Origin of the sequence: Luteimonas sp. MC1572, from assembly GCF_016615815.1 — a bacterium.
Taxonomy (GTDB): domain Bacteria; phylum Pseudomonadota; class Gammaproteobacteria; order Xanthomonadales; family Xanthomonadaceae; genus Luteimonas.
The window spans coordinates 549,986-574,566 of the sequence record NZ_CP067112.1 but is presented as its reverse complement, the minus strand read 5'-3'; the positions used below and the strand labels follow the sequence as shown (position 1 = coordinate 574,566).

General features: G+C 70.7%; 19 protein-coding genes and 1 tRNA gene. 9 read left to right on the top strand and 11 right to left on the bottom strand.

Annotated features, from left to right (window positions below; all coding sequences use genetic code 11):
• Positions 1-37: 37 nt before the first annotated feature.
• Positions 38-111: transfer RNA gene (locus JGR64_RS02610), tRNA-Gly, on the bottom strand.
• 77 nt (positions 112-188) lie between these two features.
• A complete protein-coding gene (locus JGR64_RS02605) occupies positions 189-2,024 on the bottom strand; it encodes an autotransporter domain-containing protein (protein WP_199374972.1) in 1,836 nt (611 codons plus the stop codon).
• 152 nt (positions 2,025-2,176) lie between these two features.
• Between JGR64_RS02605 and thiS the strand changes: the two genes are divergently transcribed.
• From thiS to JGR64_RS02585, 4 genes are read left to right on the top strand one after another with little or no spacing between them, the layout of a single operon-like run.
• A complete protein-coding gene (gene thiS / locus JGR64_RS02600) occupies positions 2,177-2,377 on the top strand; it encodes a sulfur carrier protein ThiS (protein ID WP_199374971.1) in 201 nt (66 codons plus the stop codon).
• A 28-nt stretch (positions 2,378-2,405) separates the two neighbouring features.
• The gene (locus tag JGR64_RS02595; RefSeq protein WP_199374970.1) at positions 2,406-3,206 is read left to right on the top strand and encodes a thiazole synthase; all 801 of its coding nucleotides are present in this window, start codon (positions 2,406-2,408) and stop codon (positions 3,204-3,206) included.
• A gap of 3 nt (positions 3,207-3,209) precedes the next feature.
• Positions 3,210-3,947 (top strand): tRNA (guanosine(46)-N7)-methyltransferase TrmB, encoded by a 738-nt coding sequence (gene trmB, locus JGR64_RS02590; RefSeq protein ID WP_199374969.1) that lies wholly within the window; start codon positions 3,210-3,212, stop codon positions 3,945-3,947.
• A 9-nt stretch (positions 3,948-3,956) separates the two neighbouring features.
• Positions 3,957-5,798, top strand: a complete 1,842-nt coding sequence (locus JGR64_RS02585; RefSeq protein ID WP_199374968.1) for an SLC13 family permease — start codon at positions 3,957-3,959, stop codon at positions 5,796-5,798.
• A gap of 20 nt (positions 5,799-5,818) precedes the next feature.
• On the opposite strand, the gene JGR64_RS02580 is transcribed toward JGR64_RS02585, so the two are convergent.
• A complete protein-coding gene (locus tag JGR64_RS02580) occupies positions 5,819-6,199 on the bottom strand; it encodes a Rieske (2Fe-2S) protein (protein WP_199374967.1) in 381 nt (126 codons plus the stop codon).
• 53 nt (positions 6,200-6,252) lie between these two features.
• Here JGR64_RS02580 and JGR64_RS02575 point away from each other — a divergent pair, with 53 nt between their 5' ends.
• The 4 genes from JGR64_RS02575 to JGR64_RS02560 all read left to right on the top strand — a co-directional run bounded on the left by JGR64_RS02575 (position 6,253) and on the right by JGR64_RS02560 (position 9,247).
• Positions 6,253-6,534 (top strand): hypothetical protein, encoded by a 282-nt coding sequence (locus JGR64_RS02575; protein WP_199374966.1) that lies wholly within the window; start codon positions 6,253-6,255, stop codon positions 6,532-6,534.
• Positions 6,535-6,579: 45 nt separating this feature from the next.
• Entirely contained in the window at positions 6,580-7,296 is a 717-nt protein-coding gene (locus JGR64_RS02570) for a fumarylacetoacetate hydrolase family protein (RefSeq protein ID WP_199374965.1), read from the top strand.
• A 34-nt stretch (positions 7,297-7,330) separates the two neighbouring features.
• Positions 7,331-7,735: a large-conductance mechanosensitive channel protein MscL gene (gene mscL, locus JGR64_RS02565; protein WP_199374964.1), complete on the top strand. Its 405-nt coding sequence runs from the start codon at positions 7,331-7,333 to the stop codon at positions 7,733-7,735.
• Positions 7,736-7,945: 210 nt separating this feature from the next.
• Complete coding sequence (locus tag JGR64_RS02560) at positions 7,946-9,247, top strand: M28 family peptidase (RefSeq protein ID WP_233348357.1); 1,302 nt, start codon at positions 7,946-7,948, stop codon at positions 9,245-9,247.
• 49 nt (positions 9,248-9,296) lie between these two features.
• Here JGR64_RS02560 and JGR64_RS02555 read toward each other — a convergent pair whose 3' ends face one another.
• From JGR64_RS02555 to JGR64_RS02540, 4 genes are all read right to left on the bottom strand, one after another.
• The gene (locus JGR64_RS02555; protein WP_199374962.1) at positions 9,297-10,181 is read right to left on the bottom strand and encodes a TrmH family RNA methyltransferase; all 885 of its coding nucleotides are present in this window, start codon (positions 10,179-10,181) and stop codon (positions 9,297-9,299) included.
• Between the two features lies 1 nt (position 10,182).
• Complete coding sequence (locus JGR64_RS02550; RefSeq protein WP_234446984.1) at positions 10,183-11,673, bottom strand: alanine/glycine:cation symporter family protein; 1,491 nt, start codon at positions 11,671-11,673, stop codon at positions 10,183-10,185.
• Positions 11,674-11,761: 88 nt separating this feature from the next.
• Positions 11,762-14,905, bottom strand: a complete 3,144-nt coding sequence (locus tag JGR64_RS02545; RefSeq protein ID WP_199374960.1) for an efflux RND transporter permease subunit — start codon at positions 14,903-14,905, stop codon at positions 11,762-11,764.
• A gap of 5 nt (positions 14,906-14,910) precedes the next feature.
• Entirely contained in the window at positions 14,911-16,044 is a 1,134-nt protein-coding gene (locus JGR64_RS02540; protein ID WP_199374959.1) for an efflux RND transporter periplasmic adaptor subunit, read from the bottom strand.
• A gap of 191 nt (positions 16,045-16,235) precedes the next feature.
• On the opposite strand from JGR64_RS02540, the gene cysK reads away from it, so the two are divergent.
• Positions 16,236-17,192 carry a cysteine synthase A gene (gene cysK, locus JGR64_RS02535; RefSeq protein ID WP_199374958.1) on the top strand — a complete coding sequence of 319 codons (957 nt, stop codon included), beginning with the start codon at positions 16,236-16,238 and terminating at the stop codon, positions 17,190-17,192.
• Positions 17,193-17,620: 428 nt separating this feature from the next.
• Here the strand turns inward: cysK and JGR64_RS02530 are convergent, their stop codons facing one another.
• The 4 genes from JGR64_RS02530 to JGR64_RS02515 form a co-directional block, all read right to left on the bottom strand.
• Positions 17,621-18,631: a class I fructose-bisphosphate aldolase gene (locus JGR64_RS02530; RefSeq protein ID WP_199374957.1), complete on the bottom strand. Its 1,011-nt coding sequence runs from the start codon at positions 18,629-18,631 to the stop codon at positions 17,621-17,623.
• Between the two features lie 73 nt (positions 18,632-18,704).
• Entirely contained in the window at positions 18,705-20,171 is a 1,467-nt protein-coding gene (pyk, locus tag JGR64_RS02525; protein WP_199374956.1) for a pyruvate kinase, read from the bottom strand.
• 78 nt (positions 20,172-20,249) lie between these two features.
• The gene (locus JGR64_RS02520) at positions 20,250-22,523 is read right to left on the bottom strand and encodes a sel1 repeat family protein (protein ID WP_199374955.1); all 2,274 of its coding nucleotides are present in this window, start codon (positions 22,521-22,523) and stop codon (positions 20,250-20,252) included.
• A complete protein-coding gene (locus JGR64_RS02515; protein ID WP_199374954.1) occupies positions 22,520-24,550 on the bottom strand; it encodes a DUF3857 domain-containing protein in 2,031 nt (676 codons plus the stop codon). The genes JGR64_RS02520 and JGR64_RS02515 overlap by 4 nt, the downstream gene beginning before the upstream one ends.
• Positions 24,551-24,581: the final 31 nt, after the last annotated feature.

Here is a 24,581-nt window from a genome sequence, read left to right as displayed (position 1 = left end):
GGGGTGGCCGGAGCGGCCCGGGACTGGAGCGCGGGATTGGAGCGGGTGAAGGGAATCGAACCCTCGTCAGTTGCTTGGGAAGCAACAGCTCTGCCATTGAGCTACACCCGCAGGGCGCCCAGTCTAGGACTCCGGTCGCGTCATTGGCAACGCCGCGCGACATGGCCGCGCGGCATGGAGCCGGTTGCTCAGAAGCCCGCGCCGACCGTGGCGAACACCATCGCGTGCTTGCCGCCCTTCTGGCCGATGTTCAGGCTGCTGCCGATGTTGGCATCGAGGCCGAACAGTTGCGTGCGCGCACCGAATGTCAGCGTGCTGTAACTCTGGTCGTAGTCCACGCCGGGCACGGCATACGCCAGCGAACCGGCGATCGACTGCGAGCGCGCGAACGCCTGGGCCGCGGCGTCTTCGAACTCGCGGTCCACGGTGAAGCGCGCATACGGCTGCAGGTGGTTGGTGATCGCGTAGGAGACCTGCCACCCGGCGCTGCCGACCAGCGAATCGAACGACTGGTCGGGGTACGCCAGCGAGGTCGACAGGCCGGGGTCGCTTTCGGCGAAACCGTCGATGTCGATGCGCTGCGCGGTCACGCCCAGCACCGGGCCGTGGCGCAGCGCGCCTTCGCCGAATTCCCAGCCGCCGTGCACGGCGAGCGTGAGGTTGCTGCCATCGGTCGACGCCGTGTGCGTGCGCAGCGCCGGGCCGAGCGGCACCTGGCGCTCGATGTCGAAATCGATGCGCGTGTAGCTGAGCTGGCCGTTGACCCAGGCGCCGGACTCGCCGAACCAGCCGGCAAACCCGCCCAGGCTGGCTTCGGACTGGTCCCACTCGCCGCGGCGGCCGCCCCAGTCGTTGCCCTGCGCGCCGTAGCCCGCGAACGCGCCATACACCAGGTTGCCGCGCGTCCAGTCCAGCCCCACCGTCAGCGCCGGGCCGGTGCCGTCGTAATGGTCACCGTGGCCGTAGCGCTGGAAGTCGCCGCGCAGGTCGGTCCACCAGCGGCTGCCGTCGCCCTCGGGCTTCACGCCGATCTGCGCCGCCACGCGCTCCGCGCGGTTGCGGCCGGTGCCGGCGGCCGAATGCGGCAGCACGGCCATCTGGCGCGGGCCTTCGATCGCGGCGACAGCGAGGTCGGCGATCGCGCGGTGCGCGCCGCTGGCCGGATGCACGCCGTCGGCGAACAGGTAGCTGTTGGGCGCATCCGGGCTGACCAGGCTGGTCGGGTTGCAGGTCAGCGACTGCGCGGTGATCTGCGGCATGCACGCGGTGCCGGTGACATTGCTGATGCCGAACATGGCCGGGTTGGCGACCACTTCGCGCAGGAAATTGAAGCTGTCGACCGGGATCACGCTCAGGTTGTTGGCCGCGAGCGTGGAGAACAGCGCATCGTTGTACATCGTTGCCAGCGCGGTGCCCTGCGCCTGCGCGGCGGGCCCCTGCGCACGCTGCGCGGGGGTCAGGCCGAGGTCGGGGATGGTGGGTACCAGGATGTAGCGCGCACCCGCCGCCTGCAGCGTGCCGATGATGCCGACCTGCGCGGCGACCGCGCCGCCGATGATCGCCTGGGCATTGCCGGGGTTTGCGGCCACGGCGAACAGGTCGTTGGCGCCACCCCACACCGTGTACAGGGCGTTCGGATCGGCGCGCCCGCCATTGGCGGCAAGGTAGCGGTTGGTCTGGGTGGCCAGCGACGGGATGAAGCCGAGCGCGCCGGTCACGTCCACGCCGTTGCGGGCGCCGCCTGCCGCGTAGTTGCTGCCGCTCTGTCCGTTGCCATTGGCGCCTGCGCTGGTGCCGTAGAAATCGGCCAGCCACTGCGACCAGACCAGGCCCGGGTTGGTGGTGAACTGGCCGGTCACGGCCTGCACGTTGGCGGGCAGCAGCGGCCGGAAGTAGCCGGCGTCGGTCAGGCTGTCGCCGAAGAACACGGTCTGCGAGAACGGCTGGTCGTGTGCAAGGGCGGGCAACGCCGCCAGGGCGAGCGCAGCGGCGAGGACGGTGCGGGCGGGGCGGGTCAGCGACATGGAGTCCTCCGGAGGACGTGGCGTGCCGAGGCCCGTGGGAATCGGCAAAGGGCGCGCATCGTTCCATGAACGGCGGTTCCGGCTCAAGCTGCAACGCCGCACGGCGCGGTGCGGGACATGCATTCAGGGCCACTCTTGGCGACAATGGCGCCATGGACATCCTGTTGAACGGCGCCCCCTGCGCACTGCCCGGCCCGGCCACGGTGCTGGAACTCCTCGAACGCGAAGCACTCGCCGGCCGCAAGGTCGCGGTGGAGGTGAACGGCGAGATCGTGCCGCGCAGCCTGCACCCCACGCACCTGCTGGAGGCCGGCGACCGCGTCGAGGTCGTGCACGCGCTGGGCGGAGGCTAAGCCGCCGCAGTTGCGCGATAATGCGGCGATGACAAGCCCAGACACTTTTGGCGACGACGCCCTCGTCATCGCCGGCAAGCGCTACCGCTCACGCCTGCTCACCGGCACCGGCAAGTTCGTCGACCTCGACGAGACGCGTCGCGCCACCGAGGCCGCCGCCGCGGAAATCGTCACCGTCGCCATCCGCCGCACGAACATCGGGCAGTCGCCCGGCGAGCCGAACCTGCTCGACGTGCTGCCGCCCGACCGCTACACCATCCTGCCCAACACCGCCGGCTGCTACACCGCCGAAGAGGCGGTGCGCACCTGCCGCCTGGCGCGCGAGCTGCTCGACGGCCACAACCTCACCAAACTCGAGGTGCTGGGCGACCAGCGCACGCTGTTCCCTGACGTGGTGCAGACGCTCAAGGCCGCCGAACAGCTGGTCGCCGACGGCTTCGACGTGATGGTCTACACCAGCGACGACCCGATCCTGGCCAAGCGCCTGGAGGAAATCGGCTGCGTGGCGGTGATGCCGCTGGCCGCACCGATCGGCTCGGGTCTCGGCATCCAGAACCGCTGGAACCTGCTGGAGATCGTCGAGAACGCCAAGGTGCCGATCATCGTCGACGCCGGGGTGGGCACCGCGTCCGATGCCGCGATCGCCATGGAACTCGGCTGCCATGGCGTGCTGATGAACACCGCCATCGCCGGCGCGCGCGAACCGGTGCGCATGGCCACGGCGATGCGCCTGGCCGTCGAGGCCGGGCGCCACGCGTTCCTCGCCGGGCGCATCCCGCGCAAGCGCTACGCCAGCGCCTCGTCGCCGGTCGACGGCCTCGTCGGCTGACCGGTGGATCCGTTCTCGAGCCCGGGCGCCAAGGCGCCGCCGAAACCGTTCACCGTGGAGGACGGCAACCGCCGCGTGCGCAGCTTCGTGCTGCGCCAGGGGCGGTTCACGCCGGCACAGCAGCGCGCGTTCGACGCGCTGTGGCCGCGCTTCGGGCTTGACTACAGCGCGGCACCGCGCGACTTCGATGCCGTGTTCGGGCGCAAGGCGCCGCGCATCCTCGAGATCGGCTTCGGCAACGGCGAGGCGCTGCGCTACTCGGTGGCCCACGATCCGGCGCGCGACCACATCGGCATCGAGGTGCACGCCCCGGGCGTGGGCCGCCTGCTCAACGCGCTCGCCGGGGACGGCAACGGCAACGTGCGCCTCTACCACCACGACGCGGTCGAGGTGCTCGAGAACGAGATCGCCGACGGCAGCCTCGACGAAGTGCGCATCTACTTTCCCGACCCCTGGCACAAGAAGCGCCACAACAAGCGTCGCCTGGTGAACCCCGAGTTCGCCGCACTGCTCGTGCGCAAGCTTGCGGGCAACGGTCGCTTGCACCTCGCGACCGATTGGCAGGACTATGCCGAGCAGATGTGGGACGTGCTCGACGCCACCGTGGGACTGCACAACCGCGCCGGTCCACGCGGCCACGTGCCGCGTCCGGAGTGGCGCCCGCAGACCCATTTCGAGACTCGCGGCCAGCGCCTGGGACACGGCGTCTGGGACTTGCTGTACGACAGGGACGGGAGCTGACGCCGGCACATGGAAACCCTCGCCCTCACCACGGACATGAAGCTCGTCCTCGGGCTGGTCGCGATGGTGATGGTGCTGTTCCTGTTCGAGCGCGTGCGCGTCGACCTGGTGGCGCTGGTGGCGCTGGTGGTACTCGGCCTGACCGGACTGGTGGCGCCCGAGGACATCTTCAACGGCTTCTCGTCCAACGCGGTCATCAGCATCATCGCGACGATGATCCTCGGCACCGGCCTGGACCGCACCGGCGCGCTCAACCGCCTCGCCGCCTGGCTGCTGCGGCGCTCCAAGGGCGTCGAGAAGAAGCTGCTGCTGTACACGTCGGCGGTCGCCGGCCTGAACTCGTCCTTCATGCAGAACCCGTCGGTGATGGCGCTGTACCTGCCGGTCGCGTCCCGGCTGGCGTCGCGCACCGGGCTCGGCCTGTCGCGCTTCCTGCTGCCGATCGCCGCCGCCATCGTGATGGGCGGCGCACTCACCATGGTCGGCAACTCGCCGCTGATCCTGTTGAACGACCTGCTGGTCGCGGCCAACGCCAACCTGCCGTCCGGCGTGGCCACGCTGGAGCCGCTGCCGATGTTCGCGCCGCTGCCGATCGGCCTGGCGCTGCTGCTGATCGCGCTGGCCTACTTCCATTTCTTCGGCGATCGCCTGCTTGGCGACAGCATCAAGGGCGACGGCAGCGTCACGCCGGCGCGCACCGAGAGTTACTTCGCCCGCGCCTACGGCATCGAGGGCGACGTGTTCGAACTCACCGTCAGCGCCGACAGCCCGCTGGTCGGCATGGCGCTGGGCGAGGCCGAGACCGTGCACGGCGCGCCGCTGCTGCTCGCCCTGAAGACCGGCAACGATTCGCGGCTGGCGCCGCCGGCCGACGCGCGCATCTGGGTGGGCAGCGTGATCGGCGCGATGGGCGCGCGCCAGCAGGTCGCGGACTTCGCGCAGAACAACATGCTGCGCATGTCCACGCGGCTGCGCGAGTTCGGGGACCTGTTCAACCCGAGCCGAGCCGGCATCTCCGAAGCGGTGGTTCCGCCAACGTCGAAGTTCATCGGCAAGACCCAGGCCGAGCTCGCGCTGCGCAAGAACTACGGCATCAGCCTGCTGGCGGTGAACCGCGACAAGGACGTGCTTCGCGACAACATCCGCAACCTGCCGCTGCGCGCCGGCGACATGCTGGTGCTGCACAGCATCTGGCAGGACCTGGCGCAGACCGCGGCCAACCGCGACTTCGTGGTGGTCACCGACTATCCGAAGGGCGAGCAGCGCCCGCACAAGTTCAAGATCGCGATGGCGATCTTCGCGGTGACCATGCTGATCGCGCTGGGCTCGAAGCTTCCCACTTCGATCGCGCTGATGACCGGCGTGGCCGGCATGCTGGTCTGCGGCGTGCTGAAGATGGACGAGGCCTACAGCGCCATCAACTGGAAGACCGTGTTCCTGATGGCCTGCCTGATCCCGCTGGGCTGGGCGATGGACTCCAGCGGCACCGCGGCGTGGATTGCCGGCCACACCATCGAACAGCTGCCGGAAGGACTTCCGGTGTGGACCATCCAGCTCACCGTCGCGCTGCTGACGGCGGCGTTCTCGCTGGTCATCAGCCACGTCGGCGCGACCATCGTGATGGTGCCGCTGGCGATCAACCTGGCGCTGGCGGCGGGCGGCGACCCGACCGCGTTCGCATTGATCGTGGCCCTGTCGGCCTCCAACAACCTGGTCACCCAGTCCAACCCGGTGATGTCGATGATCGCCGGCCCCGCCAACTACACCGCGCGCGACCTGTGGCGCGTGGGCGCCCCGCTCTCGCTGGCGTACATCGCGGTGGTGGTGGTGATGGTGAACCTGATCTTCTGACCACGCGTCCCGCCGCCGGCTCAGTCGGCGAGATGGACCATGCCGTCGCGCACCACCACGGCCACCGCGCGCAGCGATTCGCCTCGGCAGGGCCCGGCAGTACATGCGCCGCGGACGGTCTCGAACGTGGCGCCATGCACCGCGCACACCAGCTGTCCGTCCTTCGCCTTGAGGAACTGCCCCGGCGCCCAGTCGAGCCGGCGGCCGGCGTGCGGGCAGATATTGAGCCAGGCGCGCACGCCGTCGGCGTCATCGCGGTGGAGGATGATCGAATCCATCTCGCCGTCCACCAAGCCCTCGCCCTCGGCAAAGCCGCCTGGCGCGATCGAGGCCAGCGTGCGCAGCGCGGTGGCGTGCCCTGCAGCGGATCCGATTAACGCTTCGCTTACATCTTTCGACATCGTGCCGCCGATACTCGTCGCATCTTCATCGCATCGCATTCTGGCATTACCGCATGATCAACAGCACCTTCCGCAGCGCCCACGCCCGTTTCGACGCCAGCCAGTTCCGCGACCTGTTCGCACCGCGCAAGCCCAGGCATCCCCTGCTGCGCGTGGCGCTCGGGCTGCTCGGCGTGGCATTGCTGCTGGTCCTGCTGGCGGTGGGCGTGGTGGTCGGTGGCGCCATGCTCGCCATCGGGCTGGCACGCCGGGTCTGGCTGCAGCGCGGCAAGCCACAGGCCCGTGGCGGCCGCGTGGTGGATGCCGAATACCGCGTGATCGACAAGCCCGCCTGAGCCCGGCCGCCGGCCGCTGGCTCGCCACCCACTGACGGATATCCCATGACCGACGTGATTCCCGCGCCTGCCCAGGCGCGCTTGGCCGTGCGCGGCGGCGGCACTTTCCCGGTGCGGCGCGTGTACTGCGTCGGCCGCAATTTCGCCGACCACGCCCGCGAGATGGGCGCCGCGGTGGCCGCCTCGAAAGCCACGCGCGGCCAGCCGGTGTTCTTCATGAAGCCGGCCGATGCACTGGTCACCGGCGAGGTGGTGCACTACCCGCCCGCCACCGCCGACCTGCACCACGAGGTGGAGCTGGTGGTGGCGCTGGCCCGCGACGCCCCGCCTGGCATCCTCGATCGCGAGCAGGCCGCACAGCTCGTGTTCGGCTACGGCGTTGGCCTGGACCTCACGCGCCGCGACCTGCAGTCCGCGGCCAAGCAGGCCGGGCTGCCGTGGGATACGGGCAAGGCCTTCGACGAGTCCGCACCGGTCAGCGAACTGGTGCCCGCGGCTGCGATCGGCGAGCTCGCGTCGCGCCGGCTGTCGCTCGCCGTCAACGGCGAAGAGCGCCAGGCAGGGCTGCTGTCCGACCTGGTCTGGGACGTGCCGGACATCCTCCACGAGCTCTCGCGCCTCAACGCGCTGCGCGCCGGCGACCTGGTGTTCATGGGGACGCCCGCGGGCGTGGCCGCGCTGCACCCCGGCGACGTATGCGAGGCGCGCCTGGACGACGCCATCGTGCTGCGCTGCCGCATCGCCGCGGCGCGTGTACCCTGATCGCGGCACCCGCCGTAACCATCAGGAGACCGCAATGGGGATGATGTCCGAGTTCAAGGAATTCGCGATGCGCGGCAACGTGATCGACCTCGCCGTCGGCGTGGTGATCGGCGCGGCGTTCGGCAAGATCGTGACCGTGCTGGTCGAGGACGTGATCATGCCGCCCATCGGCCTGCTGATCGGTGGTGTCGACTTCTCCAGCATTGCGATCACGTTGAAAGCCGCCACGGTCGACGCGGCCGGCGAGGTGGTGCCCGCGGTGCAGATCGGCATCGGCAATTTCATCAATGCGCTGATCACCTTCGTGATCATCGCGTTCGCGATCTTCATGGTGGTCAAGGCGATCAACCGCATGAGCCGCAAGCCGGAAGCCGCGCCGGCGGAGCCGAGCGAGGAGATCCTGCTGCTGCGCGAGATCCGCAACTCACTGCAGAGGTAGCCAGCGCGGCGCAGGCCGGTACCTGCGGCACATCGGCACGGGGCCACGGGTTGCTAAGCTCGTGGCCCTGTTGTTTTCACGATGTGGAGCGCCATGCGCCTGGTTCCGTTGTTGCTCGCCGCGGCCATCACCGCGGTCACCGCCCTGCCCGCCGGGGCCACCACCGGGCCCGTGCCGACACCCGCCACGACGCGTATCGACGACGCGGCGATGGCCGTCGCCGCACAGCTGCGCGCGCAGGCGCTGCAGAGCACCCTGTCGTGGGACATCACCGAGTCGTTGACCACCGAGATCGGTCCGCGCCTGGCTGGCAGCGAGGCCGACGCGCGCGCGGTGGAGTGGGCGAAGGCGAAATTCGCCGAGCTCGGCTATGACCGCGTCTGGACCGAGCCCGTGACCTTCCCGAAGTGGGAGCGGCGCAGCGAGCGCGCCGAGGTTCTGGGCGCCAGCGCGCAGCCGCTCACCATCACCGCGCTCGGCGGCAGCCCGGCGGGCACCGTGGATGCCGAGGTGGTGCGCTTCGCCGACCTGGCCGCGCTGGAGGCCGCGCCCGCCGGCTCGCTCGCCGGCAAGCTGGCGTTCGTCGACTACCGCATGGAGCGCGCGCGCGACGGCAGCGGCTACGGCCCGGGCGGACGCGTGCGCAGCCGCGGGCCTTCGGCCGCGATCCGCGCCGGCGCCGTGGGCTTCCTGATGCGTTCGGCCGGCACCGATTCGCACCGCAACCCGCATACCGGCATCACCCGCTTCGACGACGGCCTGGCACCGGTGCCCGCCGCCGCGCTGTCGGTGCCCGACGCCGACCAGCTCGCCCGCCTGCTGGCTCGCGGCCCGGTGCGCCTGCGCCTGGCGCTGGACTGCGGCTGGGACGGCGAATACACCTCGCAGAACGTGATCGGCGAGATCACCGGGCGCAGCCTGCCTGATGAAGTGGTGCTGCTTGGCGCGCACCTGGACTCGTGGGACCTGGGCACAGGCGCCGTCGACGACGCCGCGGGCATCGGCATCACCATGGCCGCGGCGAAGCTGATCGCGGGCCTCGGGCAGCGTCCGGCGCGCAGCATCCGCGTGGTGGCCTTTGCCAACGAGGAGCAGGGCCTGCACGGCGGCAAGGCCTATGCCACGGCGCATGCCGCAGACATCGCGCGCCACCAGCTGGTGGCCGAAAGCGACTTCGGCGCCGGCCGCATCTACGCCTTCAACACCGGCGCCCCGGCGCACGCCGACGCCGCCGAGGCGCGCATCGCCGAAGCGCTGGCGCCGCTGGGCATCGAACGCTCCGACAAGGGCAGCCCCGGCCCCGACGTAGGCCCGATCGCGGCGCAGGGCGCAGCGTGGGCGTGGCTCGGGCAGGACGGCAGCGACTACTTCGACTACCACCACACGCCCGACGACACGCTCGACAAGATCGATCCCGCGGCACTGGCGCAGAACACCGCGGCATGGGCGGTGATGGCCTACCTCGCAGCCGAGGCGGAGGGTGGTTTCGGCAGCGCGCCCAGGGTGCCCTGATCGGCCCCGCCCGCGCCGGCGACAACGCGCTGTCGCCGGTGCAGCCGGCTCAGCGTGACTGCCACCAGCGTGCCAGCAACACCGCGGTCGCCGCCGACACGTTGAGGCTTTCCACCGCCGCCGTGCCCGCGATCGACAGGCGCTGGTCGCAAGCCGCGGCGAGTGCCGGCGACATGCCCTCGCCTTCCGCACCGATGACGAATACCAGGCGCTGCGGCAGCGTCGCCTTGAAGACATCATCGCCACCGCGCACGACGGTCGCCGCCAGCGCGAAGCCGGCGCCGCGCAGTTGCGCGATCGCGTTGTCGTCGCGACCCAGGCGCACGAACGGCACCGCCTCGGCCCCGCCTTCGGCGACGCGCGCGGCGGCACCGGACAGCGCCAGCGGCGAGGTTTTCGGCAGCAGCACGCCGGCCACGCCGAAATGCGCCGCCGAGCGCAGGATCGCGCCGAGGTTGTGCGGGTTGCCCACGCCGTCCAGCCACAGCGCGCACTGCGGACCGGCAGGCAGCGTCTCGAGCCACGCGGCCAGCGACAGCGGCGGCTCACGCAGCACGTCGGCCACCACGCCCTCGTGGTGGGCGCTTGCGGCCAGCCGGCGCAGGTCGTCCTCGGCGACGATCCGGTAGCCGATGCGTTGCGCCGCGCACCATTTCAGCAGCGGCTGCAGGCGCGGGATCATCGCTTCGGCCAGGTAGACCTTGCGGATCGCGTCGGGGCGACGCGCGAACGCCGCCTGCACGGCATTGAAGCCGTAAAGGCGCAGCTCGCCGGTGGCTTCCGGCGGCGGCGCGGACGCATCGTCGCCGGTAGCTGCCGGGATTGCGGGCGCACGCTCCTCGCGCGGGCCGCCACCCTTCCCGGGCTTCGGCTCCGCGCGCCAGGGGCTGTTGCGCCCCGGGGGTCCGCTCCCGCCAGGCCAGCGACTCGTCATGTCAGCTCCTGTTGCGCCAGAAATCGGCGTTGGCGATGCCGACGGCGTCCGGGTCGAACACCGGATCGAGGCCGAGCTTCTTCTGCCGCTCGTAGTCGCGCAGCGCGATCAGCGCCGGCTTCTGCAGCAGCAGGATGGCGATGATGTTGAGCCAGGCCATGATCCCCACGCCGATGTCGCCGAAGGTCCACGCCAGGTCCGCGCTGCGCACCGCGCCGAACACCACCATGCCGAGGATCGCCACCCGCAGCAGCCCGGTGGCCCACGGCCGCGTGCGGTGGCCGTTGAGGTAGGTGAGGTTGGTTTCGGCCATGTAGTAGTAGGCCATGATGGTGGTGAAGGCGAAGAAGAACAGCGCCATCGCCACGAAGCCCGCGCCCCAGCCGGGCAGCACCGACTCGATGCCGTGCTGCGCGTATCCCGCGCCGGCCTCGATCCCGGGCAGCGCCTCGTGCAGCATGCCGCCGTTCGGGTCGACCACGTTGTACATGCCGGTCGCGAGGATCAGGAACGCGGTCGACGTGCACACCAGCATGGTGTCGAAGTAGATCGCGAACGCCTGCACGTAACCCTGCTTGGCCGGGTGCGAGACCTCGGCCGCGGCCGCCGCGTGCGGGCCGGTGCCCTGGCCGGCCTCGTTGGCGTACACGCCGCGCTTGACGCCCCACTCCACCGCCAGGCCGAGCATCGCGCCGAACCCGGCATGCATGCCGAAGGCACTGCTGAAGATCGTGCGGAACATGCCCGGCACGAGCTCGTGGTTGATGATCATCACCACGACGGCCATGAGGATGTAGGCCATCGCCATGAACGGCACCACGATCTCGGCGAACATCGCGATGCGCTTCACGCCGCCGAAGATGATCACGCCCAGCAGCAGCGCGACCACCACGCCGATGCCGCCCTTGAGCGCGAGGCGCGAGTCCATGCCGAACCAGGTGCCCGTCAGGTCACCGCAGAGCGCGCCGCCCTGGCAGGCATTGGCGATGCTGTCGGCAATGGCATTCGCCTGCACGCCCGGCATCAGCAGGCCGGCGGCGATGAGCGTGGCCAGCGCGAAGGCCAGCGCGTACCACTTCATGCCCAGGCCTTTCTCGATGTAGTAGGCCGGGCCGCCGCGGTAGCGTCCCTCGTTGTCCTTTTCCTTGTAGATCTGCGCCAGCGTCGACTCGATGTACGAGGTCGAGGCGCCCAGGAAGCCCATCACCCACATCCAGAAGATCGCGCCGGGCCCGCCGAAGGCGATCGCGGTGGCCACGCCGGCGATGTTGCCGATGCCGATGCGCCCGGCCATCGACATCGACAGCGCCTGGAACGACGACACGCCGGCCTGCGAACTCTTGCCGCTGAAGGTCAGCTTGACCATCTCGGTGAAGCCGCGGATCTGCATGAAGCGCGTGCGGATGGTGAAGTACAGCCCGGCGCCCAGGCAAAGGATGATCAGCAGCGGGCTCCAGACCAGCCCGTTGATGGTGGTGACGATCTGTTCCACTCGCGACTCCCCGGTTCGATTGTCGGCCCGCCGGAAAGCGGGCACCCGGGGATTCTCACTGATTACGCGTCGATCGCGAAACGCTCCGTCACGCGTGCCCGCCCACCGGCGGCACCTGCGACTGTTCGCGCTCGAGCTGGCGCGTGACGGCATCCGGCGAGCGCGTGTACGGCGCCAGCAGCGAGTAGAACGCCGGCACCACGTACAGCGACAGCAGGGTGGAGAACGCGACGCCGGCAATCACCACCACGCCGATGGTGGCGCGGCTGGCCGAGCCAGGGCCGCCGGCCAGCACCAGCGGCAGCGCGCCCATCATGGTCGAGATCGCGGTCATCAGGATCGGCCGCAGGCGCACCACCGACGATTCCACGATCGCCTCGGCGATGCTGCGCCCGGAGTCGCGCAGCTGGTTGGCGAACTCGACGATCAGGATGCCGTTCTTCGCCGCCAGCCCGACCAGCATCACCACGCCGATCTGGCTGAACAGGTTCAAGGTGCCGCCGGTCACGGCAAGCCCGATGAACGCGCCGAGCACGCCCAGCGGCACGGTGAGCATGATCACGAACGGATGTACGAAGCTCTCGAACTGCGCCGCCAGCACCAGGTACACCACCAGCAGTGCAAGGGCGAACGTCAGCAGCACCGCACCGCCGGCCCTCTGGTACTCGCGCGACTCGCCCTTCCAGTCGACCTGCGCGTAGTCCGGAAGCTCCGTGCGCACCACCTCGTCCAGGAACGTGAGCGCCTCGCCCATGCTGTAGCCCGGCGCGAGGCCGGCGGTGATGGTGATGGCGCGCATGCGGTTGAAGCGGTTGAGGCTGCCGGCTTCGGCCAGCTCGCTGAGCGTGACCACGTTGGACAGCGGCACCAGCGCGCCGTCGCGCGTGCGCACCTGGATCGCGGTGAGGTCGGCGGGCGCGGCGCGCCCGGCGCGGCCGGCCTGCACCAGCACGTCGTATTCCTCGCCTTCCTGCACGAAGGTGGTGACCTGGCGGCTGCCCATCATGGTCTCGAGCGCACGCCCGATCGAGGTCACGCTGATGCCGAGGTCGGCGGCGCGCTCGCGGTTGATGTTGACGCGCATCTGCGGGCGCGTCTCCTTGTAGTCCGAGTCGACCGAGAACATGCCCGGGTTGGCTTCCATGCGCTGCATGACGAGGTCGCGCCAGCGCGCGATCTCCGCGTATTCCGGCCCGCCGAGGACCAGCTGGATCGGCTGCCCGCGGCTGCCCACCAGGCCACCGCCGACGCGCGGCTGCGCGCGCACGCCGCTGAGCTGGTCGAGCTCGGTGCGCAGCGACTCGGCGACCTGGGCCGTGGACTGGTCGCGTTTGTCCCAGTCCTCGAGGAACACGATCACGTTGCCGGTGTGCATCTCCTCGCCCGCGCCCCAGCCACCGGGCACGCGGCTGTTGAAACGGCGGATGGCGTTGTCCTCGCCGGCCACGCGTGCGGCGAACACCTTCTCCACCTCGCGGATCTGCTCCACGGTGTAGTCGTAGCCCGCGCCCTCGGGGCCGACGATCGACACGAAGAACGAGCCGCGGTCCTCGGCGGGTGCGAGTTCCGACGGCACCAGCTGGCCGAGGCCGACGATCGCGCCCACGCACAGCGCCATGACCGCGAGCATCAGGCCCAACGTCGACCGCGGACGCATGCCGCCGAGCCGCTGCAGCTGGCGCTGGTAGCCACTGCTGACCGCCTCGAGGCGACGGTTGAACCAGCGGTTCACGGGGTTCGACTTTTCTTCCGAATGCGGCCGGACCATCTTCGAGGCCATCATCGGCGTCAGGGTGAGCGCCACGAACGCCGACAGCGCCACCGCGCCGGCCAGCGCCACCGACAGCTCGCGGAACAGGCGCCCGGTGTTGCCTTCCATGAACCCGACCGGCAGGAACACCGCGACCAGCACCGTGGTCGTCGCGATCACCGCGAACGCCACCTGTTTCGTGCCGCGCACCGAGGCGACCAGCCGCGGCTCGCCCAGGTCGACGCGGCGCTGGATGTTCTCCAGCACCACGATCGCATCGTCCACCACCAGGCCGATCGCGAGCACCAGCGCCAGCAGCGTCAGCAGGTTGATCGAGTAGCCGAACAGCAGCAGCGGGATGAACGCCGCCAGCAGGCACACCGGCACCGTGACCGCGGGAATCAGCGCCGCGCGGAAACTGCCGAGGAACAGCCAGATGACCAGCAGCACCAGCGCGATCGCTTCGGCCAGCGTCCAGTACACGCGCTTGATCGATTCCTCGATGAAGACCGTGTCGTCGTAGGCCACGAAGATGTCGGTGCCCTCGGGCAGCGACTTCTGGATCTCGACTGCCATCGCGCGCGCCGCGCGGGTCACGTCCAGCGCGTTCGCGGTCGAGGTCTTGATGATCCCCAGGCCGATGTTGGGCGCGCCGTTGCTTTGGTAATACGCGCGCCGCTCGGCCGAGGCCAGCTCGATCTCGGCCACATCGCCCAGCCGCACCACGTAGCCGTCGTCGCCCTTGCGCAGCGGGATCGCGGCGAAGTCCTTGGGCTCGGTGTAGCCGCGTTCGACGCGCAGCGTGAAGTCGCGGGTCTCGGACTCGATGCGTCCCGCCGGCAGCTCCACGTTCTCCGCGCGCAGCACGGTCTCGACGTCGGCCGGGGTGATGCCGCGCGCCGCCATCGCCGCGCTGTCCAGCCAGACGCGCATGGCATAGCGCTGGCGCCCGCCGATGCGCACCTGGGCCACGCCGTCCAGGCTCGACAGCCGGTCGACGATGTAGCGGTCGGCGTAGTCCGACAGCTCCAGCGTGTCCATCTTGCTGGAGCTCATGTTGAGCCAGATGATCGTGTCCGAATCGCTGTCGGCCTTCTCGACCTCGGGCGGGTCGGCTTCGTCCGGCAGGCGGTCGGCGACGCCGCTGATCGCGTCGCGCACGTCGTTGGCCGCGGCCTCGATGTCGCGCTGCAGGGTGAACTCCAGCGTCACCGCGGAGCGCCCGTTGACGCTGCGCGACTGGATGGTCTCGATGCCCTCGATGCCGGACAGCGCGTCTTCCAGCACCTGGGTGATGCGCGTCTCCACCACCGCCGCCGAGGCGCCGGGATAGGTGACATCCACCGAGACGATCGGCGGGTCGATCGCCGGCAGCTCGCGCAGGGTCAGGCGCGAGAACGCCAGCACGCCCAGCACCATCAGCATCAGGCTCATCACCGTGGCGAACACGGGGCGGCGGATCGACAGTTCGGACAGGCTCATCGCGCTTAGGTCCCGGCCGGTGCCGCGGCGGCGGGATCGCCGGCTTCCGTGGATCCAGCGGGCTCGGCGGCGCGTGCCGGCGTGGCGGACGCCGGCGCCGCCTCGCGGACGGCGAGCCCGGGGCGCAGCTTGCCGGTGCCGTCGACGACGATGCGGTCGCCGGCGGCCAGCCCGCTGGTGACTTCGGCGTAGCCGGCGTCGCGCGCGCCGATCCCGACGATGACCTGCTCGACGGTGTCATCCGCCTTCACCCGATACACGAACGAGTCGCGACCCACCTGGACGATGGCGATCTCGGGGACCAGCAGTGCATCGCGCGACGGTCGCTCCAGCTCCACCTGCAGCAGCATGCCGGGGCGCAGCAGGCGTTCGGCATTGGCGAAGTCGGCGCGCACGGTGACGGCGCGCGTCGCCGCGTCGACGCGCGAATCGACGATGCTCACCGCACCTTCGAACGCGCGGCCAGGCCATGCGCTGCTGGTGCCGGTGACGCGCTGTCCTGCCGCCACGTGCCCAAGCTGCGCCTCGGGCACCGGGAAGTCGACGTGGACCCGCGCGATGTCATCCAGCGTGGCGATCACCGTACCGGGCGTCACCAGCGCGCCGGGGCTGACCCGGCGGATGCCGAGCACGCCGGCGAACGGCGCGCGGATCACGCGGTCGCGCAGGTTGGCTTCGATCTGCCGCACCTGGGCACGCGCGCTGTCGCGCGTGGCGCCCTGGGTATCGAGCGAGGCGCGCGCGATGAGCTGCTGCGCGGCGAGTTCCTGCTGGCGGCGGTACAGGCGGTCGGCCTCGTTGGCGGTGGCGCGCGCGGCTGCCAGCGCGGCGTCCTGCTGTTGCCCGCTCAGCGTCGCCAGTGGCGCACCGGCGGCCACTTCATCGCCGCTCTCGAAATGCACGCGGTCGACCGTCTCGCTGACCTTGGCGGTGACGTCCACCGATTCACGCGCATTGACGGTGGCAAGCGCACGGATGCGGTCGTTGAACGGCCGGATCGCCACGGTCGCCGTGGTGACCATGACGGCGGCCTCGGTGCGCGCCGCCGGGGCATCCTGCCCTCCGCAGGCAGCGAGGGCGAGTGCGAGCGCGGCCGGCAGCCAGCGCAGGAACGGCTTGGAAATCGGGGAACAGGGCATCTTCACGCACGACGGTGGGTCAATCGCGGGATTCTACGGGGTGCCGATGACCGGGACGTGTGCCATCAGACTTTCGCGCGGGCCGCGCTGTCGCTGTCAACCGCTGGCACGCCCGTGCGTTAGGGCGCACTCTGTGGCTGCATCGCGGGCCAGCGCTGCCGGCCCCGTCCCCTCCCCTCCAGGACGACGCCATGATCCACGACAGCATCCTCGACACCATCGGCAGCACTCCGGTCGTGCGGCTCAACCGCATCGCGCCTGGCAACGTCGACATCTACGCGAAAATCGAATCGTTCAATCCCGGCGGCTCGGTCAAGGACCGGCTGGCGATCGCCATCATCCTGGACGCCGAGAAGCGCGGCGTGCTCAAGCCCGGCGACACCGTGGTCGAAGCGACCTCGGGCAACACCGGCGTGGCCCTGGCGATGGTCTGCGCCGCGCGTGGCTACAAGTTCGTGGCCACCATGGCGGATTCGTTCTCGATCGAGCGCCGCAAGCTGATGCGCGCGTATGGCGCCAAGCTCATTCTCACGCCGGCCGCCGAGCGCGGCAGCGGCATGGTGCGCCGCGCCCGGGAACTCGCCGAAAAACACGGCTGGTTCCTTGCCAGCCAGTTCACCAACCCGGCAAACCCCGCCTGGCACCGCAACACCACCGCGGCCGAGATCCTGCAGGACTTCGCCGGCCGCCGGCTCGACCATTTCGTCACCGGCTGGGGCACCGGCGGCACGCTCACCGGCGTCGGCGAGATGCTGCGGCTCGCACGCCCTGAAGTGAAGGTCACCGCTTGCGAGCCGGAAGTGGCGGCGCTGCTGCAGGGCAAGGAATTCTCGCCGCACAAGATCCAGGGCTGGACGCCGGACTTCGTGCCCGAGGTGCTCAACCGCGATGTCGCCGACCAGGTGCTGTCGGTCGCCGACGCCGATGCCATCGCCACCGCGCGCCGGCTCGCCGCCGAGGAAGGCATCTTCGTCGGCATCTCGGCCGGCGCAACCGTGTCCGCGGCGCTCGAGGTGGCGAAGACCGCGCGCGACGGCGACGTGATCCTGGCGATGCTGCCCGACACCGGCGAGCGCTACTTCTCCACGCCTCTGTTCGAGGGCGTCAGCGAAGGATCGGATGACGAGTGGCTGGCGGGGCTGCCCTGAGCTCTCCTGCTCGACATATCCCGCGAAGCGTTTTCGCGATTCGAGCGAAAGCGCGGCGCTGATATGGGTGCCGGCTACCAAGGCCCTTGAGGACTCATGTCCCCCGGCGATGGCCTGGCGGCCATCGCCTCCTCCTTGACTTCGCCCTCAAGGGCCTTGGCACCCGGTACGCCGCAGTACGCGGTGGCTCAAAGGCACACCCCGCGATCCAGTGCAGTGCGCTTCGGCCTGGCCTTTGCTCTCCGGCGCCCACAGCGCCACCCAGCCCCGCAGTGGCCGGGAGGCCGTGGCGGGGAAGTCAAGGAGGAGGCATCCGCCGCCAGGCGGATGCCGGGGGACATGAGCCGCCACGGCCTCACGGCCACCACAGGGCCCAAGAAAAACGCCGGCGTGAGCCGGCGTTTTCTTTGAGCGAATGACGACCGGCGTCAGTCGTTGTCGCCCCACTGGCCCAGCGCCGCCAGGCCGTTGTCGCGGGCGCGGGCGAATACCGTCTGCTGGGCACTGGCGTAGTTGCCGGTGAGGTCCTTCGACCACAGCTGCAGCGCCGCCGACTGCATCGCGCGGCCGTAGGAGAACGACAGCGGCCACGGGTTCGGGCCCAGGCGGTTCATCGCGTCGAGGTGCGCGGTGGCGTCCTCGTCGCTCTGGCCGCCCGACAGGAACACGATGCCCGGAAGGATGGCCGGCACCGACGACTTCAGGCACATCAGGGTGGCTTCGGCGACATCCTCGACCGACGCCTGCTCTTCGCAATCCTTGCCCGGCAGCACCATCGACGCCTTGAGGATGGTGCCCTCGAGCGCGACGTTCTGGTTGTACAGCGCATCGAACAGCGCGCGCAGCGTGACCTCGCTCACCTCGTAGCAGGTCTCGATGTCGTGGTTGCCGTCCATGATCACTTCCGGCTCGACCATCGGCACCAGGCCCTGCTCCTGGCACAGCGCGGCGTAGCGCGCCAGCGCGTGGGCGTTGGCCTCGATGCAGGTGCCGGACGGGACGTCCTCGCCGATGTTGATCACCGCGCGCCACTTGGCGAAGCGCGCGCCGAGCTTGTAGTACTCCTCGAGGCGCGCGCGCAGGCCGTCGAGGCCCTCGGTGACCACTTCGCCCGGGAAACCGGCCAGCGCGTGGGTGCCCTTGTCGACCTTGATGCCCGGGATCATGCCGTTGTCGGACATGTACTTCGCGAACGGCACGCCGCTCTTGGTCGACTGGCGGATGGTCTCGTCGAACAGGATCGCGCCGCTGATGTGCTCGGACAGGCGCGGCGTGGTGAGCAGCAGCTCGCGGTAGGCGCGGCGGTTCTCTTCGGTGTTCTCGATGCCCACGCCGGCGAAACGCTTGGCGATGGTGGCGGTGGATTCGTCGATCGCGATGATGCCCTTGCCGGGGGCGACCATGGCGAGGGCGGTTTCGGCAAGCTGTTCGATGCTCATGGTGTTGGCGTCCTGCACGGGAAGGGCCGGCGATTATAGCCGTTCGCCACCCGCGGGGCCGCCGCGCGCGGCCTCAGAGCTCGCCCAGGCCCTCGGCGTGGCCCTGCTCGCCGACCTTCAGCAGGCGCAGGGTGTTGGTGGCGCCGTGCGTCTCCATGTGCTGGCCGCTGGTGAACACCACGCGCTCGCCCACCGACAGCAGGCCGGCCTCGACCAGCGCGCGCACGCTGCCGCGGCCGGCTTCGAGCGCGGTCTGGCCGCGGCTGTCGTAGCCCATCGGGAACACGTCGCGCATCAGGGTCATGCGCCGGCGCGCGCCATCGTGGCGCGAGAACGCGTAGATCGGCGCACCGGAGCGGTAGCGCGACAGGTAGCGCGCGGTACCGCCGGATTCGGTCATCGCCACGATCGCGCGCACGCCGATGTGCTCGGACAGGAACATCGCCGCCATCGCGATCGCCTGGTCGGCGCGTTCGAGGTTGCGCTGCGCCGCCTCGAAGTCGGTGTCGTGCGCGAACTGGCGCTCGGCGCCCACGCAGATCCGCGCCATCGCTTCCACCGCACGCACCGGGAAACTGCCGGCCGCGGTCTCGGCCGACAGCATCACCGCGTCGGTGCCGTCGATCACCGCGTTGGCGACGTCGAGCACTTCCGCGCGCGTCGGCATCGGGCTGTCGACCATCGACTGCAGCATCTGCGTGGCGGTGATCACGACTTTTCCGCGCGCCAGCGACTCGCGGATGATCTTCTTCTGCAGGCCCGGCAGCTCGGCGTCGCCGATCTCCACGCCCAGGTCGCCGCGCGCCACCATCACCACGTCGCTGGCATCGATCACTTCGCCGAGGTTCTCGATCGCCTCGGCGCGCTCCACCTTCGACACCATCGCCGCATCCGAGCCGTGCGCGCGCGCGATCGCACGCGCCTCGTCCATGTCGGCGGCGTTGCGGCAGAACGACACCGCGATGAAATCCACGCCGATGCCCGCGGCGACGGCGATCAGCTCGCGGTCGCGCTCGGTGAGCGCGCCCAGCGACAGGCCGCCGCCCAGCTTGTTCAGCCCCTTGCGGTCCGACAGCACGCTGTCGTTGAGCACCACGGTGACGATGCGCGGACCCTGGATGCGCTCCACGCGCAGCTGCACCATGCCGTCGTCGAGCATCAGCACGTCGCCGGGCGCAAGGTCGCCGGGCAGGCCGAGGTAGCTGACGCCGACCTCGTGCTGCGTGCCGAGGGGCGCGTCCACGCTGGCCAGCAGGTCGAAACGCGCGCCGGCAACCAGCGCCACGCGACCTTCGGCGAAACGCTCGACGCGGATCTTCGGCCCGGGCAGGTCGGCGAGGATGCCGACCTCGACGCCGGCACGCTGCGCGGCCTCGCGCACCGCCTGCGCACGCGCGGCCTGGTCGGCCGGATCGCCGTGCGAGAAATTCAGGCGCACCGCGTTCACCCCGGCCTGCAGCAGCGCGTCCAGGACACCGGGCGCGTCGGTCGCGGGCCCGAGGGTGGCGAGGATGCGGGTACGGCGGCGGTGGTCGGACATGCGGGCCTCTCGGGATGGATGGCACGGAACGCGTGCCGTCGCCCATCCTAGCCGAGCGGCGCGGCAGCCGGCCCGGCGTCAGGGATCCTCGACTTCGACATACGCCCGCCCTGCGCGGTACAGCGCCAGCCTGTCGCCGTAGCCGCTGCGGTCATCGGGCTGCCCGTCGTCGCGCTTGGGCAGCCCGTCGATCGCGCGCTGCTGGAGCACGACGGCCTGCGCGTGGTCGCCTGCGGCCGCGTGGCACGCGGCGAAGGTATCGACGAGGCCCGGGCGGGCGTCGGCAATCCGCGCCTCCAGTGCGCGCGCGACCTCGAGTCCGCGCCGGGCATCCTGCACGTCCGCGTGGCGCGACGTGCAGAACGCCCAGGCCAGGTTGTTGGCGGCCATGTCGTTGCCGGCCTCCAGCCCCTTCGTCCACCACGCGATCCCTTCCGCGCGTTCGGCGGCGGTTTCGCCGCCGTAGTACAGACCGCTGCCGAACTCCGCGTACGCGTCCGGGTCACCGGTGGCGACCGCGCGCTCCATCCACGCGCGACCGGCCGCCACGTCGCGCGTACCGAACACGCCGCGCAGGTAGCCACTGCCGAGGTAGGCCATCGACGTCACGTCGCCCGTCTCGGCGTCCACGAGCAGGAGCGCCTCGGCCTCGGCCGGCGCCTTGTCGGTGCCGATGCCGTCGATGAGCACCTCCGCGAGCATCTGGCGCGCCTCGGCCAGACCACCTGCTTCGCTGGCAAGCTCGCGGAGCATGTCGAGGGTGGCCGCGATGGTGATCCGGGTCACCGGCTCCGGCTGCGTCAGCACCATCCGCGCCAGGTCCAGCGCAGCCGGGGCGGAACCGCGGCGCATGGCCGGCAGCAACCAGGTCTCGGCCTCGCGCACCCGCCCCTGCCGGGCGGACACCATCGCGCTGTAGCGCGCGCCGCCGATGTCGCCACCGTGCGCCGCTTCGCGCAGCAGGGCCTCGGCGCGCGCCTGCCGCGCGTCGTCCAGCGGCACCTCGTCAACCAGTGCAAAGCCCAGTTCGGACTGCGCCTGCGCATCCCCGAGCGCCGCAGCCCGCTCGAGCCACGCGTCCGCGTCGCTTGCCCTGCTGGCCTGGCGATGATGCTGCGCCAGCAGGCGCGCAGCGCTGCCGGAGCTCTTGAAGGACGAGGCGGCAAGCCGCTCGGCAAGCCCTGCGGGCCACGTTTCGATCGCGGGCCCGTCGGCCAGGAAGGCCAGCACGGCCGCTGGCTGTCCTTCGCCCGCGAGCGCGCGGAGGCGTGCGCGCGACGCCTCCGCGACGTCCCCGTCCCGTGCGAGCGCACGCAGCGAGAGGTATTCGACCAGCGCGTCACCTGGGCGCGAACGACGATCTGCCGCGGCAAGCAGCGCATCCGCGGCGCCCTGGTCGGGCTCCATGCCGAGGCCCTCGGCGTAGGCCACGGCCAGGTGCACCATCGACAGCGACCGGGTGGCTTCGGCATGCGGGAGGATCGCGTCGACCAGGCCCTCGCCACAGCCGGGGATGTCCGCCTGCAGGCAGAGCACGATCCAGGTGCGGGTCGACTGGATGCCGCCGGCCGCCGCCGCGTCACGCACCGCCACAAGTTTTTCCGCCACGCCTGCTGCCTGCGACGCCAGCAGCAATGCCCGATGGTCGCGGGCGGCGACCTCGGCGGGTGCCAGTGCCTCGATCCACGCCTCCGCCAGCTCGACCCGCAGCAGCGGGAAACCGGCGTGCTCCGCCGCGCGGTCGATGTGGTAGCCGACGTCGATGAAATCGAAGACGAAATTCCGCTCGCGGCCCGCGGCTGCATCCCACGCCGCGACCCGCAGCGGGAAGTGGCGGCCGGGGACGAGGTCCTGGAAATAGGCATGGCGCACGTCCATGCCGGCGGTCTGGAACAGCGCGTAGGCGTCCTCGATGCGCACGATGCGGATCGGTGGCGACCAGTCGGCATCGCCCGCACTCGCGAAGGCCCGGCGCGCAAGCGCCGAGAGAGCGTCGGCGGCCACATCGGCGGCCTGGCTGTCACCGACGGCCTCGGCGCACAGCAGCGCGACGCGCTGCAAGGCGATGCCGACCGGCGCCGCCACGAGCGCGGCGTCCAATGCCTGCGCTTCGCGGCCGCATGCCTCCGCATCGACATGCTGACCGTCGTACGCAACTGCGGACAGGACCCCGTACGCGGGATGCACGACCGCAGCGTCACCCTCGGCGAGGAAGCGAACCCACGCCGCTTCGACGTCACGGGCAACAACGGCGGAAGGCGACTCCGCCGCCACCATCGGCGGCGAGGCGACCAGCGCCAGGAGTGCGGCGCACGCGCCGCGGCGAAGACTGCGCACCGGTGCCGACCTCATTGCCCGTCCTTCTTCATGGTGTCCTTCAACAGGGCCTCCAGCCTGCGGCGCCGCTCCGCCGACGCCTGCGCGGCCGGCGGCTGGAAGCGCAGGCGCGCCGACAGTCCGTCGCGCACCTTGCGCAGGCTGCCCACGTGCGTGCGCACCTCGCCGGGTTCGACATCGCGCCCGGCGACGTCGAGCTGGTAACGCAGGGCCGCCACGCCATCCAGCACGTCGACCTCGCGGCTGTACGCGAATCCTTCGACGGCCTGCACGTCCCGCTCCTGGCCGAAGCGCGCGCTCCAGCCTTCCGGCATGTGGAATTCGATGTCATGGCGATAGCGGCCGCGCTGGCTGGCGGCCAGTGGCCCGTGGCGCTGCATCACCGACGGCAGGCGGCTCGGCGAGTCCAGCGAGTCCGCATAGGTATCCATGGCGCGCGCGGCGCCTTCGGCTTGAAGCGCGTCCCTGAGCAGGTAGGTCTCGGTGACCGTGATGCGGTTCCGGTCGCGGTCATCGAGGATCACCGGCAGCGACACCGCGTCGAGCTCGCCGAAGCGCTTGCGGTAGTAGTCGGCATAGCGCCGGCCCCGCTCCTCGCGACGCTCCGTGGCGGCCCCGCGGCGCGCGCCATCCGCGGCATCGCCGCTGTAGACGGTCGCCACTTCGAGCGTGACGTGGGCGGCATCGGCGGCCGGGGCGTAGCGTTCGGTGACGTGCACGCCACCCGGGCCGACGGCGGGCGCCGCGATCTCGACCATCGCCGCGGAGCCGGCCACCAGCGGCAGCACCATGCCGTAGCCGCTCAGGTCGGCATCGCCCGCGGCACCGCCGCGGTAGGTCTGCGTGGGATCCACCCAGCGCACCTCGCGACCGAGGCGGACGCGCACGATGACGTGGTCGAAGTCGGACGCCGAGGGCACGAAGCCGGCGACCGCGCGGCCCCGGCCGACAGAAGCCAGCGCCGGTTCGGCGTGGATGTCGAGTCGGCGCAACAGCGTGACCAGCAGGTAGGACTTGTCCTTGCAGTCGCCGAAGCGGCGCTCCCATGTGACCCCGGGCGCGCTCGGCCTGTGGGTGTTCTCGCCCATCTCGACGCCGAAATAGCGGACTTCATCCTGGACCGCCCGCGCCACCGCGGTCAGCCGCTCCAGCGGGCTGCGGATCCTGGCCCACTCGCGCAGGCGCGCCTCCAGGTCCGCCGGCAGCGGCGGCGGCGGCGGATACAGCGGCAGGGCCCAGGCCACGACGTCCGCCCAGCTGCGCGCCGGTGCCACCTGCACCTGCGGAAACGGCTGGTGCCAGGCGGGGTAGTCGCCTTCGTCGAGCACGGCGGCCATCGCCGCGCTGGCCACGACCACTTCCACGCCGTCATCGCGCCGGGTGACCACGGCTTCGGCATCGGTGTGTTCGCGGTGGACGGCGGGCTCGGTGCCCGGGTCGTACAGCACGCGCAGGCGGTTGCCGAGCACGGGGTTGCGCCAGCCGAGCTGCGACCAGTCCGACACCTGCCCGGCGAGCACCGGATTGCTGCCCTTGATCGAATACGAGACACGCACCACGTCGCCCACGCGCACGTCGTCCAGCACCACCAGCGCCGACACCAGGCCGTCGGCGAGATCCTGTTCGAACCCGCGCTCGCGGCGCGCCAGCGAGATCCGCTCCGGCACCAGGCGGTCGACCCAGCGGCCGTCGCGGCGCAGCTCCACGCGGTGGAACGCCAGCGTCTGGTAGTCGGGGTTGAACGACACCTGGAACCGCCCCGCCTCCCCCAGCACCGAGGTGGCACGCGGTTCGAACACATGCTCCGCGTACTGGTGGTCGGCAGCGCCACGGCGGTCGGTCTGCGCGTCATGCCACCAGTAGCGCCAACGCGGCTCGTCGTGGCCGGGCGCGGCCGGGTCCCACTCCAGCGGAACTTCAACGCGCTGCACGAAGCCGGGCTCCGCTTCGATCGCGAACGCGAACTCGCCCCTCGCGTGCGTCACCTGCGCTGTCGCGGCAACAGGCAACAGCAGGCACGCCAATACGATCAGCCAACGCATCATCCATGCTCCCCCGGCCGGCCCCCCCGAC

Excerpts from the sequence above, each read along its gene's own strand:
- JGR64_RS02605 (WP_199374972.1), bottom strand. The coding sequence starts at position 2,024 with ATGTCGCTGACCCGCCCCGCCCGCACCGTCCTCGCCGCTGCGCTCGCC.
- thiS (WP_199374971.1), top strand. The coding sequence starts at position 2,177 with ATGGACATCCTGTTGAACGGCGCCCCCTGCGCACTGCCCGGCCCGGCC.
- JGR64_RS02595 (WP_199374970.1), top strand. The coding sequence starts at position 2,406 with ATGACAAGCCCAGACACTTTTGGCGACGACGCCCTCGTCATCGCCGGC.
- JGR64_RS02585 (WP_199374968.1), top strand. The coding sequence starts at position 3,957 with ATGGAAACCCTCGCCCTCACCACGGACATGAAGCTCGTCCTCGGGCTG.
- JGR64_RS02580 (WP_199374967.1), bottom strand. The coding sequence starts at position 6,199 with ATGTCGAAAGATGTAAGCGAAGCGTTAATCGGATCCGCTGCAGGGCAC.
- JGR64_RS02575 (WP_199374966.1), top strand. The coding sequence starts at position 6,253 with ATGATCAACAGCACCTTCCGCAGCGCCCACGCCCGTTTCGACGCCAGC.
- JGR64_RS02570 (WP_199374965.1), top strand. The coding sequence starts at position 6,580 with ATGACCGACGTGATTCCCGCGCCTGCCCAGGCGCGCTTGGCCGTGCGC.
- mscL (WP_199374964.1), top strand. The coding sequence starts at position 7,331 with ATGGGGATGATGTCCGAGTTCAAGGAATTCGCGATGCGCGGCAACGTG.
- JGR64_RS02560 (WP_233348357.1), top strand. The coding sequence starts at position 7,946 with ATGGCCGTCGCCGCACAGCTGCGCGCGCAGGCGCTGCAGAGCACCCTG.
- JGR64_RS02555 (WP_199374962.1), bottom strand. The coding sequence starts at position 10,181 with ATGACGAGTCGCTGGCCTGGCGGGAGCGGACCCCCGGGGCGCAACAGC.
- JGR64_RS02545 (WP_199374960.1), bottom strand. The coding sequence starts at position 14,905 with ATGAGCCTGTCCGAACTGTCGATCCGCCGCCCCGTGTTCGCCACGGTG.
- JGR64_RS02540 (WP_199374959.1), bottom strand. The coding sequence starts at position 16,044 with ATGCCCTGTTCCCCGATTTCCAAGCCGTTCCTGCGCTGGCTGCCGGCC.
- cysK (WP_199374958.1), top strand. The coding sequence starts at position 16,236 with ATGATCCACGACAGCATCCTCGACACCATCGGCAGCACTCCGGTCGTG.
- JGR64_RS02530 (WP_199374957.1), bottom strand. The coding sequence starts at position 18,631 with ATGAGCATCGAACAGCTTGCCGAAACCGCCCTCGCCATGGTCGCCCCC.
- pyk (WP_199374956.1), bottom strand. The coding sequence starts at position 20,171 with ATGTCCGACCACCGCCGCCGTACCCGCATCCTCGCCACCCTCGGGCCC.
- JGR64_RS02520 (WP_199374955.1), bottom strand. The coding sequence starts at position 22,523 with ATGAGGTCGGCACCGGTGCGCAGTCTTCGCCGCGGCGCGTGCGCCGCA.
- JGR64_RS02515 (WP_199374954.1), bottom strand. The coding sequence starts at position 24,550 with ATGCGTTGGCTGATCGTATTGGCGTGCCTGCTGTTGCCTGTTGCCGCG.